This window comes from Kitasatospora sp. NPDC059088 (assembly GCF_042738155.1).
Taxonomy (GTDB): Bacteria; Actinomycetota; Actinomycetes; order Streptomycetales; family Streptomycetaceae; genus Kitasatospora.
Genome location: NZ_JBHYGR010000001.1, coordinates 115,917 through 130,133, shown reverse-complemented (window position 1 = coordinate 130,133; position 14,217 = coordinate 115,917). Strand labels below are relative to the sequence as shown.

Below are 14,217 nucleotides of genomic sequence, written 5' to 3'. Positions count from 1 at the left end.
CCCCGAGGACCATCCCCATGCGGCTCTACCTGCTCGCCCTCAACCCCACCGACTCGGTCACCCGCGGATTCCTGCCCGCCGCCGCCCGGCTCGGACTCGACGTCACCGTCCTCACCGACCACGTCGAGGCCCACCAACGCGCGTACGCCAGAGCGGAGTTCGCCTGCGAGGTGGTGGAGTGCGACGTCCAGGACTTCCGCGAGGTCATCGGCCTGATATCCCAGCACCACACCCCGGCCGCGGTGTTCAGCAACAGCGACCACCTGCAGACCCAGACCGCCCTGGTCGCCGAGTACTTCGGCCTGGCCGGCAAGGACTGGAAGGCCGCCCTGCGGACCAAGAACAAGGGCGAGCTGCGCCGCCACCTCGCCGAGCGCGGCCTGGACGCGGTGGAGTCCGCCGAGCTGGCACCCGGGCAGGACCCGAGCGGCCTCACACCCTCGTTCCCGTGCATCGTCAAGCCGCGCGAGGGCGTCGCCAGCGAGGACGTCACCCTGGTCGCCGACGCCGCCGAACTCGCCCTGCGGGTCAAGGAGATCCAGCAGCGCCGCCCCGGCGCCACCCTGGTGGTCGAGGAGTTCCTGGCCGGCGAGCTGTGCACCCTGGAGACCCTGGGCGACGGCCGGACCAGGCGCGTCCTCGGCGGCTTCCGCACCCAGCTCTCCCCGCCGCCGGACTTCATCGAAGAGGTGCTGACCTTCACCCCGGCGCACCCCCACCCGGTGGTCGAGCAGGTGCTCGCCCAGCTCGACGCCCTCGGGGTCGGACTCGGCGCCTGCCACACCGAGTTCGTCCTCCAGTCGGACGGCCGCGCCCGCATCATCGAGGTCAACTACCGCGCCATCGGCGACCAGTGCGACCTGATGCTCGCCGAGATCCTCGGGATCCCCTACTTCGAGCTGGTGCTGCGCGCCCACCTCGGCGAGGAGCTGCCCGCCGACCTGGGCGCCCGCGGCGACCGGCGGGCCCGCCACGAGCGGGTCTGCGCCGAGCAGCCCGGCACCCTGACCGCCGCCCCCGAGCCGCACTTCGAGCGACGGGCCGACGGGGTCACGCTGTCCTACCTGCCGGTGCGCGAGCTCGGCGCCCGGCACGAGCTCTACCGCACCAACCGCGACTACCTGGGCATCGTCTGGGCGGTCGGTCCGGACCAGGATGCGGTGGACGGCGCGGTCGCGGAGTTCATCGCCGCCAACCGCTGGGAGATCACCTCATGAACCCGGCCGATCATCCCGCCCCCACCGCAACGGCCCCCGCCGCAACGGCTCCCGCCGCTTCGACCCCGGCCGAGCAGCTCACCCTGCGGGTGCTGTCCGCCCTGCTGCGGGAGGACGTGCTCGGCCTGCGCACCCGGGGCACCCTGGAGCAGCGCCCCGATGGACCCTGGCTGAGCGACGGCTCGCTCGCCCTGCCGGTCGCCCCCGACGGCTTCCAGGCCGACCACGCCGCCCGACTGCCGGAGCTGGAGGTCGACGGCGCCCGGCTCACCGAACTGACCGCCGTCCTGGCCCTGCTGGCGGAGCGGGCCGATCCGCTGGACCGCCCCGGCCACCTGGCCTTCGCCGAGGAGTGCCGGCAGACCCTCGCCACCATGGAGCTGCACGACCGGGTGCGGCCCGAGGTGCAGGCCGAACTCGCCGAGCGCTACGGCAAGGACGTGGCGGACTGGGCCGGCCCGCGCGCCGCGCTCGGCTTCGAGGCCCTCGCCGCCTTCCTGGACCACCCGGTCTACCCGACCGCGCGGGGCCGCTCCGGCCTGAGCGAGGCCCAACTCCGCTCCTACGCGCCGGAGTTCCACCCGAGCTTCGAGCTGCGCTGGCTCGCCGTCCCGGCCGGCCGGCTGACCGTGCACGGCGACGGCCCGCTGCCCGCCTGGTGGCCGAGCGCCGAACAGCTGGGCGTACCGCGCGAGTTCGCCACCGTTCCGGTCCATCCGCTCACCGCGGACGAGGACTTCACCCGGATCGCGCCGGGCGCGGTGCTCGCCCCCGAGCCGTACCTCGAAGTGCTCCCCACGCTGTCCATGCGCACCGTCGCCGTGGCCGCCGACCCGTCCTGCCACCTCAAACTGCCGCTCGCCACCGCCACCCTGGGCCTGCGCAACCGCCGCACCATCAAGCCGGTCACCCTGGTCAACGGCGCGGTCGGACAGCGCCTGGTGGAGGCCGTGGCCGCCCGCGAACCGCGCTTCGCCGGGCGGATCCTGCACGCCGACGAACAGCACTACGCCCACGCCGAGGACGAGCTGCTGGCCGTCCTGCTGCGCCGCTACCCGGAGGGCCTGGACGACGCCGTCAGCGTCCCGCTGGCCGCCCTGCTCGCCGAGGCGCCCGACGGCCGGCTGGTGATCGACCACCTGGCCGACCGCTTCCACCACGGCTCCGTCCCCGCGCTGTACGAGGAGTTGCTGCGGCTGCTGGTCGACTGGCAGACCACCCTGTTCGGCCACGGCATCGCCCTGGAGTCGCACCAGCAGAACACCTCGCTGGTCCTCGACGGGACCGGCCTGCGGCTGCTCTACAAGGACAACGACGGCCCCCGGGTCAACACCGCCCGGGCGGTCCGCTCCCCGGTCCGCGAACTGGCCGCCCTGGTGGCCAAGTTCCGTGATCCGCGAATCCTCGGCGAGCAGGACCGCGCACTCACCGACCTGTTCACCACCATCACCGGCCACCTGTGCACCGCCTCGCTCGCCTTCGGCCTGGCCGCGCACGGCCGGGTGCCGCTGGCGCGGAGCCTGGAGCTGCTGCGCACCGTCCTCGGCGAGGCGGTCGACCGGCTGGGACCGGCCGGGCAACCGCTGCGCACCGACCTGCTGGACGCCGAACGGCTGCCGGTCAAGGCCATGGTGAGCGCCGGGTCGCTGCTCAGCAAGGAGCGCAGCGGCGCCGCGGACATCAACAAGCACTACACCGACGGCCCCAACTACCTCCTGTCCGGGGACCGCTCGTGACGACCGTCGAACCCCTGTCGCGGCCGACCGAGGCCGCGGGGCTGGACCGGCGCCAGGTGCACGCGGTGGCGGCCTGCTACTTCGTCGCCTCCTTCGCCGCCCTCGGTCTGCCGCCGTACCTCACCGAGATCCTCCCCACCCTCGGGGACCACAGCGGCCACTGGGCCGGTCTGCTGTACGTCGTGCCGACCGTCTTCACCGCCCTCGGCGCCCCGCTGTGGGGCCGGCTGGCCGACCGCTTCGGCCAGAAGCGGCTGCTGTTGCGCGCCCAACTCGGCCTCGCCGTCTCCTTCCTGCTCGCCGGAGCCGCCGACAGCCTGCCGGCGTTCACCGCCGCGCTGGTGCTCCAGGGCCTCCTCGGCGGCACCTTCTCCGCCACCAACGGCTACCTCGCCGCGGCCCTGGACGGCTCCCGGCTGTCCAAGGCGCTGACCCTGATGCAGGGCAGTGCCCGGGCCGCCCTGGTGGCGGCGCCGATCCTGGTGGGCGCACTGTCGCCGTGGATCGACCCGCACCGGCAGTACCTGGTGATGGCGGTGCTGCCGCTGACCGCCGCGGCGCTGCTCAACTCCCTGCCGGAGCCGGTCCGTCCGACCGTCGCGCCGGCGGGCCGCGCCGCCGCCGCGACCGCCGCGACCGCCGCGACCGGCCCGGCCGACCCGGCCGACCCGGCCGACCCGGCCGACCCGCCCGGCTCCCTCCGGCTGCTCTACGCCTTCGAGTTCGCCTTCGTCTTCGCCACCATCATCTCCTTCCCGTACCTGATCACCCTGGTCCAGCAGCGGCTGCCGGGGGCCGGCGGCACCGTCGCGGGCCTGCTGTTCGCGCTGCCGCACCTGGTCTACCTGGTCGCTGCCGGCCGGGTGCACGCCGCCGTCGAGGCACGCCCGCGCAGCGGACTGGCCCTGGGCTTCGCCCTGGTGGCCGTCGGACTGGTCGGCCACGCCCCGGCCCACTCACTGCTCACCTTCGCCCTCACCCGGGCCGTGCTCGGACTCGGCATGACCTTCGGCCTGGTCTGCCTCGCCGTCCTCGCCGCCGAAGCCGCCCGCGGCCGCGCGCCGGGCCGGATGTTCGGCACCCGCGAAACCGTCTCCAAGTGCGGTGGCGGCGCCGCCGGCCGGGCCGCCGCGCTCGCCAACGGCAGCGGCGGACCGGCCGCCCCGGTCGTCACCGGCACCGTCGCTGCACTGGCCGCCGCCCTGCTCGCCCTCCTGACCCGTAGGAGTCCCCGATGACCGCCCGGCCCACCACCCTCCCCGCCACCCTCCCCGCCGCGCCGTCGACCACGCCGTCGGCCACGGACCCCGCCGAACTGCCCGGCGCGGACGCGGCGGTGGCGCACACCCTGCTCAACTGCCTGCTGCGCGAGGTGTCCGCCCCCGAGCACCAGACCGCCGTCGACGACGGGCACCTGCTGCTGCGCCTGCCCCGCCGCGGCACCCTGCTGCGGGTCGCCCTGCGCCGCACCTCGCTGCTCGGGGCGCACCGGTTCACCGGCCCCGTGCACGAGGAAACCCCCGAAGGGTGGCGCGAGTTGGGCTGGCGCGAGCTCGCCGGGTACGCCCAGGAGGAGCTGGAACTGCGCACCGGCACGGTGAACGAGGAGTTCCTCGAGCAGGTGGCCTCCAGCCACCAGGGCGTCGGCGCGGGCCTGGCCGACCGGCCGGCCGCCGAGGCGGACCGCTACCTGGAGTCCGAGCAGGCCCTGCTGTTCGGCCACCGCTTCCACCCGGCCCCCAAGTCCCGCTCCGCCGCCCGGGGGGACTGGCGCCACTACGCGCCCGAGTCCCGCGCGGCCTTCCCGCTGCGCCACCTGGCCGTGCGCGCCGAGCTGCTGGCCGAGGAGTCCCTGGACCGGGACGCGAGCGCCGTCCTGGACGGCCTCGGCAAGGTGCCGGACGGCTACCGGCTGCTGCCCGCCCACCCCTGGCAGTACCAACTCATCGGCGACCACCCGCTGTTGCGCGCCGCCCTGGCCCGCGGCGACGTCCTGGACCTCGGCCCGCGCGGCGAGCACTTCGCCGCCACCGCCTCGGTGCGCACCCTGTACGGCGCGGACGCCTTCCTCAAGTTCAGCCTCAACGTCCGGATCACCAACTGCCTGCGCAAGAACGCCGCCTACGAGCTCACCGGCGCCGTCCGGCTCACCCGTCTGCTGGACCCGGTGCTGACCGACCTGGCCGGGCGCTTCCCGGACGCGGCGATGCTGCGCGAACCCGCCTTCCGCACCCTCGCCCTCCCCGGCGCCGACGGCCACCCCGACCGGGCCCTGTTCGAGGGCTTCGGCCTGATCCTGCGCGAGGGCTTCGGCGGCCTGCTGCGGCCCGGCGTCACCCCGCTGCTCGCCGGCGCCGTCGCCGACGAGCACCCGACCAGCTCGGCCCACATCTCCCGGCTGCTGGAGTCGAGTTCGGGCGGGGCGGCCGCGCTCGACTGGTGGCGCGACTACCTGCGACTGCTCCTCCCGCCGGTGCTGGCGGCCTACTTCGACCACGGCGTAGTGCTGGAGCCGCACCTGCAGAACGTGCTCATCGGCGTGGACGCGGACGGCCGGCCGGCCCAGGTGCTCTTCCGCGACCTGGAGGGCACCAAGCTCGTCCCCGAGCGGAACGCCGAACTGCTGGCCGCGCTGCCGCCCGAGGTGGCCGGCCCGATGACCTACGACGCCGAGCGCGGCTGGGACCGGGTGGTCTACTGCCTGCTGGTCAACCACGTCGCCGAACTGCTCGCCGCCCTCGCCGACCGCCACCCCGAGCTGGAGGGCGCGCTCTGGCAGGCCGTCCGGGACGCCCTGGAGGAGTACGCGGCCGCCCACGGCCGCCCGCCGCGGCTGCGGGCCCTGCTGGCCGGTGTCCCGCTGCCCGCCAAGGCCAACCTGCTCACCCGCTGGGAGCGCAAGGCCGACCGGGAGGCCGGGTACGTCCGACTGCCCTCCCCGCTGGCCGGCTCGGTGCTCGCCGAGGCCGCCCGCATGACCGCCCACCTTCCGACCGGGAGCGCCGTCCGATGAGCCAGACCCCCACCACCGGCGCCCCGGTGAGCGACGCCGTCCACCGCCACGTCGCCTCCCTCGCGCCCGACCAACTGCCCGCCTACGTCTACGACCTGGCCGTACTGCGGGAGCACGCCGCCGCCGTCCGGGCCGCACTGCCCGAGCGGGTCGAGCTGTACTACGCCGCCAAGGCCAACCCGGACGCGCCGCTGCTGACCGCGCTGCGCGCCGCCGTCGACGGCTACGAGGTCTCCAGCGGCGGCGAGTTGGCGCACGTACGGGCCGCCGTCCCGGACGCACCGCTGGCCTTCGGCGGGCCGGGCAAGACCCCCGCCGAGATCCTCGCGTCGGTGGACGCCGGAGTGCACCGCTGGCACGTCGAGAGCGAGCAGGAACTGCACCGGCTCGCCGCCGTCCTGGCGGAGCGCCCGGCGGCCGTCGTGGACGTCCTGCTGCGGGTGAACCTGCCGGAGGTCACCGAGGCCCTGGACGCGGTGCCGCTGGCGATGGGTGGACGGCCGACCCCGTTCGGGCTCGACCCCGACCAGGCCGAGGAGTGCGCCCGGCTGCTCACCGACGGCGGCCCGCTCGGGCGCCGGCTGCGGCTGCGCGGGGTGCACGCCCACCTGGCCAGCGGGCTGGCGGCGGACGAGCAGCTGGCGGTCGCCGAGCAGATCGTCACCTGGTCGGCCGAACTGGCCGAGCGGCACGGCTTCCCGCTCGCCGAGGTCAACGTCGGCGGCGGGATGGCGGTGGACTACGACGACCCGGCACGGCGCTTCGACTGGACGGCCTTCGGCGAGGGCCTGGCCAAGGTGCTCGACGCCCACCCCGGGCTGACCCTGCGGATCGAGCCCGGGCGGGCGCTGACCGCCTACTGCGGCTGGTACGCGACCGAGGTGCTGGACGTGAAGCGCAGCCACGGCGAGGACTTCGCGGTGGTCCGCGGCGGCACCCACCACCTGCGCACCCCGGCCACCCGCGGGCACTCCCAGCCCTTCGCGGTGCTCCCGGTGGACGCCTGGCCGCATCCCTGGCCGCGCCCCGCCGTCACCACCGGCCGGGCCACCCTGGCCGGGCAGCTGTGCACCCCGAAGGACGTCCTGGCCCGGGCGGCGGACGGCGCGGCGGGCCTGCGGACGGCGGACCGGGTGCTGTTCGCGATGGCGGGCGCGTACGGGTGGAACATCTCGCACCACGAGTTCCTGATGCACCCGCGGCCCGGGTTCCACTACCTGGGCGACTGACCCGCGGCCGGTCGGAGGCCGGCCGGCAGCCAACCGGCGACCGAAGCCGAACCGCCGGGGAACCGGCGGACAACCAACGGATAACAGATGACAGATTTCGAAATCTGTCATCTGTTATCCGTCATCTGTTCCCCGTTCTCCGTCCGCCGCCACCCGCCGGCCGACACCCGCTCCACCCACTCGTGGGAGAGTGGTAACCGGCGAAGGGAGCGCGAACGTGCTGATGGACAAGGTGGCGGAGATACTCGCCGAGGCGTCGGCCGAGGCGGTGGAGCCGCGCTTCCGGGCGCTGACCGCCGGCGAGGTGATGGAGAAGGCGCCCGGCGAGGTCGTGACCGTCGCCGACCGCGAGGCCGAGGCGATCATCGCCCGCCGCCTGCACGAACTGCTGCCCGTCCCGGTGGTCGGCGAGGAGGCGGTGTCCGCCGACCCGGCACTCGCCCTGGCCATCCACGACGAGCCCGCCGTCTGGCTGGTCGACCCGGTGGACGGCACCGCCAACTTCGTCGCGGGCCGCCCCGACTACGCCGTGATGTGCTCCCTGGTCCGCAGCGGCCTGACCGTCGCCTCGTGGATCTGGCAGCCCGCCACCGCGACCGCCTACCGGGCCGAACTGGGCTCCGGCGCCTGGCGGGACGGCGAACGCCTCACCCGCCGCCCGGCGCCCGCCGACGCCGGGAAGCTGACCGGCATCCTGAAAAGCCGCTTCCTCGCCCCGGCCGACCGGCACCGCCTGGAGTCCCACTGCGCGGCCTTCGGCGAGATCTCCCCCGGCCGCAGCGCCGCCGGGATGGAGTACCCCGACGTCGTCGAGGGTCGGACCGACTTCATCTTCTACTGGCGGACCCTCCCCTGGGACCACGCCCCGGGTTCACTGCTGCTCTCCGAGGCCGGCGGCGTCTCGGCCCGGATGGACGGCGCCCCGTACCGCCCCGAGGCCCCCGGCTGCGAGGACGGCCTGCTGGTCGCCGCCGACCCCGACACCTGGGAGCTCACCCGCGGCATCCTCCTGAACGGCTGACCGCACCGGACCCGCCCCCAGCCCGCCGGACCCCCCGTCCGCCCCGCCCCGCCCCGGCCCGGTCACCGCCCGCCCACCCGCGACGGCGACGGCGACAGCGACGGCGCCGCTACCCCGCCCGCTCCCCGGCGACCTTGCGCCCCGCGCCGACCACCTCCCGCAGCAGCGCCCCCACCTCGCCCGCCGTCGTGTGGGGGTTGAGCAGCGTGAGTTTCAGCCGCACCCGCCCGGGCCCGTCCCCCGGCAGTTCGGTCCGCCCGACCACCGCCCGTCCGGTGCGCAGCAGCAGCCGGCGCAGTTGCCCGTTCAGCTCGTCCACGGCGGCCTCGTCCGTCATCCCGGGCGGCCGGTAGCGGAAGAGCAGCGCGGTGAGGACGGGCTCGGCGTGCAGTTCGAGCGAGGGTTCGGACCGGACGGCGTCCGCGGCCGCCAACGCCAGGTCGTGGCAGGCGTCCACGAGCCGGCCGAGGCCTTCCCGGCCGAGGGTGCGCAGCGTGACGGCGAGCTTGAAGGCGTCGGCCCGCCGGGTGGTGCGCAGCGAGCGGCCGAGCAGGCTGGGGTAGCCGGCCTGCTCGTCGTCCACGGGGTTGAGGTACTCGGCGCGCCGGGCCAGCGAGACGTAGGTCTCGGCCCGGCGGACCAGGAAGACCCCGGCGGCCGCGGGCTGCCAGCCGAGCTTGTGCCAGTCCAGGGAGACCGAGTCGGCGCGGGCGATGCCGTCGAGCAGCGGGGCGAGCCGGTCGGAGAGCAGCGCGCCGCCGCCGTACGCGGCGTCGACGTGCAGCCAGGCGCCGTAGCGGCCGGCCAGGTCGGCGGCGGCGTGCAGCGGGTCGACGGCGCCGGTGTCGGTGGTGCCGGCGGTGGCGACGACGGCGATCGGGGTGCGTCCGGCCCAGCTGGCCTCGGCCAGGGCGCGTTCCAACTCCTCGGGGGGCATGCGCAGTCGGCGGTCGACGGGGACGGCGAGGACGGAGCGTTCGCCGAGTCCGAGCAGGGCGGCCGCGCGCTGGACGGAGAAGTGGGCGGCCTCGGAGGCGAGGATGCAGGGCCGGGCGCCGGCCGGGATCCCGTCCAGCTCGACGATGCCGTCGAGCTTCTGGTCCCGTGCCAGCATCAGGCCCATCAGGTTGGACTCGGTGCCGCCGGAGGTGAGCACCCCGGCCGCGCGGCGCGGGTCGTAGCCGACCAGGGTGGCGAGTTCGGCGAGCAGGGCGGTTTCCAGGGCGGTCGCGGCCGGGGCCTGGTCCCAGGAGTCCTGGGAGGGGTTGAGCACGCTGACCGCGAGGTCGGCGGCGGCCGCGACGGCGAGCGGCGGGCAGTGCAGGTGGGCGGCGCAGGCCGGGTCGGCGGGGTCGGCGGCGCCGTAGGCGAGCAGTTCGGTGAGCCGGGCGAGCGCGCCGCGTCCGCGGGCACCGGCGAGGCCGTCCGCGACCAGGGCGGCGATCTCGGCCGGGCTGCCGGCGGGCAGTGGCCCGGAGCGCAGCGCGGTGCCGGTGTCGAGGGCGTCGAGGACGGTGGCCAGCAGCGGGCCGAGGGCACCGGGCCCGGCGGCGCCGCCCGCGAGGGCGTCCGGATCGCCGCCCCCGCCGGGCAGTTCGGGCGGTACCGCCCCGGGGTCGGCGGCGGTCACGCCCCACCCCGCACCGTCGAACCCGAAGCCTGAACCCGAGCCGCTCCCGCGCCCGAGCCCGAACCCGATCCCGAAGCCGTGGCCTGAGCCGTGGCCGGAGCCTGAGCCGCCGAGGCCGCCGCGATCGCCTCCGCCAGCCGCTCCAGCACGGCCGCAACCTGCTCGTCGGTGATGGTCAGCGGCGGCAGCAGCCGCAGCACCGCGTCGTGCCGCCCGCCGAGTTCGACGATCAGCCCGCGGGCCAGGCAGGCCTCGCGGACCCGTACGGCGAGCGCCGGATCGGCCGGGCGGGCACCGCAGGCGTCGGGGTCGGCGCCGGGGTCGACCAGTTCGACCCCGATCATCAGCCCGCGCCCGCGCACGTCGCCGATCGCGGGCAGTTCGGCGGCGAGTTCGCGCAGCCGGGCGGTGATCCGCTCGCCCGCCACGGCGGCCCGCTCGGCCAGTCCGTGCGCGGCGACGTACCGCAGGGTGGCGGCGCCGGCGGCCATCGCGAGGGTGTTGCCGCGGAAGGTGCCGGTGTGGGCGCCGGGCCGCCAGCCGTCGTAGTCCTCGCGGTAGACGACCACGGCGAGCGGCAGGCTGCCGCCGATGGCCTTGGAGAGCACCATCGCGTCCGGGACGATGCCGCTGTGTTCGACGGCCCACATCGCGCCGGTGCGTCCGACGCCGGTCTGCACCTCGTCCACGATCAGGGGGATGCCGCGCTCGGCGGTGATCCGGCGCATCTCGCGCAGCCAGCCGTCGGGGGCGGGCACGACCCCGCCCTCGCCCTGGACGGCCTCCAGGACCATCGCGGCGGGCGGCACCACACCGCCGGAGGGGTCGTCGAGCAGCCGCTCGACGTAGGTGGCACCGAGTTCGGCGCCCGCCTCGCCGCCGACCCCGAACGGGCAGCGGTAGCCGTACGGGTAGGGCAGCCGGACGACCTCCCCGCCGCCGGGCAGCGGTTCCTTGACGGCGACGTTGCCGGTGAGCGCGAGGGCGCCGGCCGTCATGCCGTGGTAGGCGCCGGTGAAGGCGAGGGCGCCGGAGCGCCCGGTGGCGGTCTGCATCAGCTTGAGGGCGGCTTCGACGGCGTCCGTCCCGGCCGGTCCGCAGAAGTGCACCCGGGCGCGGGAGGCGAACTCGGGGGGCAGGCTCTCGAACAGCGCGCTGGTGAAGTCGTCCTTCTCGGCGGTGGCCAGGTCGAGCAGGTGCAGCGGGGCGCCGCTGTCGAGGGTGCGGCGGATCGCCTCCAGCACCACCGGGTGGTTGTGCCCGAGGGCGAGCGTCCCGGCGCCGGAGAGGCAGTCCAGGTAGCGGCGGCCGTCGGCGCCTTCGACGGTCATGCCGTGGGCCCGGACCGGGACGATCGGGAAGGACCGGGCGTACGTCCGGGCGGCGGACTCGCGGACGCGCTGGCGGCGCAGGATGGCTTCGCCGGCGGGCGGGGCCGCGGCGGCGGTGGCCCCGGAGGCGGCCTGGGCGGGTACGGCGGCGAGCGACAAGGCGAACCCCCAGAAGAAGTTAGGTAAGCCTAACTTTATCGCCCGTGACCTGCCGGAATGCCGCGGGGGCACCCAGAACCACCCGAGTGAGTGAACCTCCCCCGACAGCGCCCGCGGCGCCCCCGTCCGGCCCAACGAACGAGGGCACCGAAAGGTCACGGGCGGCAGCGCCCCATCCGCGCCCGCCACCAACCCCCCATCAACGCACCGCCGTCGCCGCCCCCATCAACGCACCGCCGTCGCCCCCCCATCAACGCACCGCCGTCGCCCCCCCATCAACGCCCCGCCGTCACCGCCCCTTCCAGCGGTAGCAGAGCTCCGGCCGCCCCACGCTCCCGTACTGCGGCTCGCGCACCGCCCGCCCGGTGTCCACCAGGTGCTCCAGGTACCGCCGCGCGGTGATCCGGGACACCCCGGCAGCGGTACCGGCGGCCGCCGCCGACAGGCCGGTCGAGGCCTCCCGCAGCACCGAGGCCACGGTGTCCAGGGTCGGCGCGCTCAGCCCCTTCGGCAGCGAGTTGCGCTCGGGCGTGCGGAGCAGGGCGAACGCCTGGTCGACCTCGTCCTGTCCGGTCGCCTCGCCGGTGCGCCCGAGGCTGTCCCGGTAACGGGCGTAGCGCTCCAGCCGGTCGTGCAGCGCCGCCGCGCTGAACGGTTTCAGCAGGTACTGCACGACCCCCGCCGAGACCGCCTGGCGCACCATGGCGAGGTCACGGGCCGACGTGACCGCGATGACGTCGGTGGCGTGCCCGGCCGCGCGCAGGGTGCGGCACAGCTGGAGGCCGTGGCCGTCCGGCAAGTAGAGGTCGAGCAGGGTGAGGTCGACGGGCGTCCCGGCGGCACGGGCCCGCTCCAGGAAGCGCAGCGCGTCGGCGCAGCTGTGCACGGTGCCGACGGCGCGGAAGCCGGGCTCGCGCTCGACGTACAGGGTGTGCGCGGCTGCGGCCACCGGGTCGTCCTCCACGACCAGGACGGAGATCCCGCTCGGGGCGGCACCGCTCACGCCGGAGCCGTCCACACCTCCGCCGCTCACGCCGACACCCCGCCCTGCTCCAGCTCCCGCACCCGGCCGCCGGTCAGCGGCAGCCGTACGGTGAGCACCGCGCCGCGCTCGCGCCCGACCTCGACGGTGCCGCCGTTGCGCCGGGCGGCCTGGGCGACCAGTGCCAGACCCAGGCCGTGCCCGTGGCCGTCCTGCTTGGTGCTCCAGCCGCGCCGGAACACGTCCTCGACGGCGGCCGGGTCGATGCCCGCACCGGTGTCGGCGACCCGCAGCAGCAGACAGGCGCCCCCGCCGCCCACGCCGAGCACCCCGCCGTCGACCGCACCGCCATCGCCCCCGTCGCCACCAACCCCATCGCCCGCATCGCCGTCGATCCGCGCGGTGACGGTGACCTCCGGCGGGCCCGGGCTCTGCGCGGCCCCGGCGATGGCGGCGTCCACCGCGTTGTCGATCAGGTTGCCGAGGACGGTGATCAGGTCCCGGGCGGAGAGCCCGGGCGGGAGCACCCCGTCGTCGATCCGGCTGTCCTCGGTGAGGGTCAACTCCACGCCCCGTTCGGCCGCCTGGGCCGCCTTGCCGAGCAGCAGCGCGGCCAGTACCGGCTCGCCGACCGCGGCGACCACCCGGTCGGTGAGCTGCTGGGCGAGGGCGAGTTCGGCGGTCGCGAACTCCACCGCCTGCTCGTGGCGGCCGAGTTCGATCAGCGAGACGACGGCGTGCAGCCGGTTGGCGGCCTCGTGCGCCTGCGCCCCGAGCGCCTCGGTGAAGCCGCGTACGGAGTCCAACTCTCCACTGAGCGACTGCAGTTCGGTGTGGTCGCGGAGGGTCACCACCCGGCCGAGACCGGTGCCGATGGTGGAGGTGTTGAGCACCACGACCCGCTCGGCGGTCAGGTGCACCTCGTCCCGGACCGGCTCCTCGCCGAGTACGGCGGCCACCAGGGCCTCCGGCAGCCCCAGCTCCGCCACCGGGCGCCCGTCCAACTCGCCTTCCAGACCGAGCAGTTCGCGAGCGGCATCGTTGCACAGCACCACCCGGTGGGCCCGGTCGAGCAGGATCAGCCCCTCCCGCACCGACCGCAGGGTCGCCTGGTGGTACTCGTAGAGATGGCTGAGCTCGTCCGGCCGCATGCCGTGAGTGTGCCGCCGCAGCCGGGAGTTGGCGAGGTAGGTGCCCGCCCCTCCGAGCGCCAGCGCGGCCACCGCGACCCCGACCAGGGCGAGCAGCGGTCCGCTCAGCTGCGCGGAGATGGACTCCAGCGTCAGCCCCACGCTGACCAGCGCGATCACCCGGTGCTGGTCGTCCCACACCGGGGTGACCACCCGGACGGAGGGGCCGAGCGTGCCGGTGTAGGTCTCGCTGCGGGTCTGCCCGGCCAGCGCCCAGTCGATGTGCCCGAGGTAGCGCTTGCCGATCTGCTCGGGCAGCGGGTGGGTCCAGCGCACCCCTTCGGTGTCCATGACGGTGATGAAGGAGACCCCGACGTCCTGGCGCACCTGCTCGACGTACGGCTGGAGCACCGCGGTCGGGTCCGGCCCGGCGACGGCGGAGCGCACGGACGGGGAGTCGGCGACGGCGTGGGCCACCGAGGTGACCTCGCGGCGGGCCGCGTCCTCGGTGCGCTCGGCGGTGAACAGGTACGCCAGCACCGCGCCACCCGCCACCACGGCGGCGACGATCACCACCTGGACGACGAAGAGCTGCCCGGCCAGGCTGCGGACCAGCCGGCGCGGCAGCGGGAGCCAGCGGCGACGCGAGCGGGTGGGGGCGGTGCTCACGGACATGCCTGCCAGTGTGCACCACGGCCCCGCACACTCCCGGGCCCCGGGCACCCCGCGCCCGAGTACTGCCCGGCCCCGAGCGGCACCCCGGCCGTTC

General features: G+C 75.6%; 10 protein-coding genes. 6 read left to right on the top strand and 4 right to left on the bottom strand.

The genetic code is table 11. The annotated features are described in order from the left end of the window. Positions 1-17: 17 nt before the first annotated feature. The 6 genes from ACFWXO_RS00580 to ACFWXO_RS00555 all read left to right on the top strand — a co-directional run bounded on the left by ACFWXO_RS00580 (position 18) and on the right by ACFWXO_RS00555 (position 8,216). A complete protein-coding gene (locus ACFWXO_RS00580; protein WP_380521013.1) occupies positions 18-1,217 on the top strand; it encodes an acetyl-CoA carboxylase biotin carboxylase subunit family protein in 1,200 nt (399 codons plus the stop codon). Continuing rightward, complete coding sequence (locus tag ACFWXO_RS00575; protein WP_380521011.1) at positions 1,214-2,953, top strand: IucA/IucC family protein; 1,740 nt, start codon at positions 1,214-1,216, stop codon at positions 2,951-2,953. The genes ACFWXO_RS00580 and ACFWXO_RS00575 overlap by 4 nt, the downstream gene beginning before the upstream one ends. After that, on the top strand, positions 2,950-4,191 hold the full coding sequence (locus tag ACFWXO_RS00570; protein WP_380521009.1) for an MFS transporter: 1,242 nt from the start codon (positions 2,950-2,952) through the stop codon (positions 4,189-4,191). Before ACFWXO_RS00575 ends, ACFWXO_RS00570 begins: the two co-directional genes overlap by 4 nt. Beyond that, positions 4,188-5,966: an IucA/IucC family protein gene (locus tag ACFWXO_RS00565; RefSeq protein ID WP_380521007.1), complete on the top strand. Its 1,779-nt coding sequence runs from the start codon at positions 4,188-4,190 to the stop codon at positions 5,964-5,966. Before ACFWXO_RS00570 ends, ACFWXO_RS00565 begins: the two co-directional genes overlap by 4 nt. Then, a complete protein-coding gene (locus ACFWXO_RS00560; protein WP_380521006.1) occupies positions 5,963-7,195 on the top strand; it encodes a type III PLP-dependent enzyme in 1,233 nt (410 codons plus the stop codon). Before ACFWXO_RS00565 ends, ACFWXO_RS00560 begins: the two co-directional genes overlap by 4 nt. Positions 7,196-7,418: 223 nt before the next feature. Further along, positions 7,419-8,216, top strand: a complete 798-nt coding sequence (locus ACFWXO_RS00555) for an inositol monophosphatase family protein (protein ID WP_380521139.1) — start codon at positions 7,419-7,421, stop codon at positions 8,214-8,216. Between the two features lie 109 nt (positions 8,217-8,325). Here ACFWXO_RS00555 and ACFWXO_RS00550 read toward each other — a convergent pair whose 3' ends face one another. The 4 genes from ACFWXO_RS00550 to ACFWXO_RS00535 all read right to left on the bottom strand — a co-directional run bounded on the left by ACFWXO_RS00550 (position 8,326) and on the right by ACFWXO_RS00535 (position 14,123). Further along, positions 8,326-9,810, bottom strand: coding sequence for a pyridoxal phosphate-dependent decarboxylase family protein (locus ACFWXO_RS00550; protein WP_380521137.1), 1,485 nt, complete (start codon positions 9,808-9,810; stop codon positions 8,326-8,328). Between the two features lie 32 nt (positions 9,811-9,842). After that, positions 9,843-11,336: a diaminobutyrate--2-oxoglutarate transaminase gene (locus tag ACFWXO_RS00545; RefSeq protein WP_380521004.1), complete on the bottom strand. Its 1,494-nt coding sequence runs from the start codon at positions 11,334-11,336 to the stop codon at positions 9,843-9,845. 289 nt (positions 11,337-11,625) lie between these two features. Beyond that, entirely contained in the window at positions 11,626-12,369 is a 744-nt protein-coding gene (locus ACFWXO_RS00540) for a response regulator (RefSeq protein WP_375890561.1), read from the bottom strand. Beyond that, on the bottom strand, positions 12,366-14,123 hold the full coding sequence (locus ACFWXO_RS00535; protein WP_380521001.1) for an ATP-binding protein: 1,758 nt from the start codon (positions 14,121-14,123) through the stop codon (positions 12,366-12,368). Before ACFWXO_RS00535 ends, ACFWXO_RS00540 begins: the two co-directional genes overlap by 4 nt. Between the last annotated feature and the right edge of the window lie 94 nt (positions 14,124-14,217).

Bases quoted from the DNA above. Each gene is read 5' to 3' on its own strand.
- ACFWXO_RS00580 (WP_380521013.1), top strand. From the start codon at position 18: ATGCGGCTCTACCTGCTCGCCCTCAACCCCACCGACTCGGTCACCCGC.
- ACFWXO_RS00575 (WP_380521011.1), top strand. From the start codon at position 1,214: ATGAACCCGGCCGATCATCCCGCCCCCACCGCAACGGCCCCCGCCGCA.
- ACFWXO_RS00565 (WP_380521007.1), top strand. From the start codon at position 4,188: ATGACCGCCCGGCCCACCACCCTCCCCGCCACCCTCCCCGCCGCGCCG.
- ACFWXO_RS00560 (WP_380521006.1), top strand. From the start codon at position 5,963: ATGAGCCAGACCCCCACCACCGGCGCCCCGGTGAGCGACGCCGTCCAC.
- ACFWXO_RS00555 (WP_380521139.1), top strand. From the start codon at position 7,419: ATGGACAAGGTGGCGGAGATACTCGCCGAGGCGTCGGCCGAGGCGGTG.
- ACFWXO_RS00535 (WP_380521001.1), bottom strand. From the start codon at position 14,123: ATGTCCGTGAGCACCGCCCCCACCCGCTCGCGTCGCCGCTGGCTCCCG.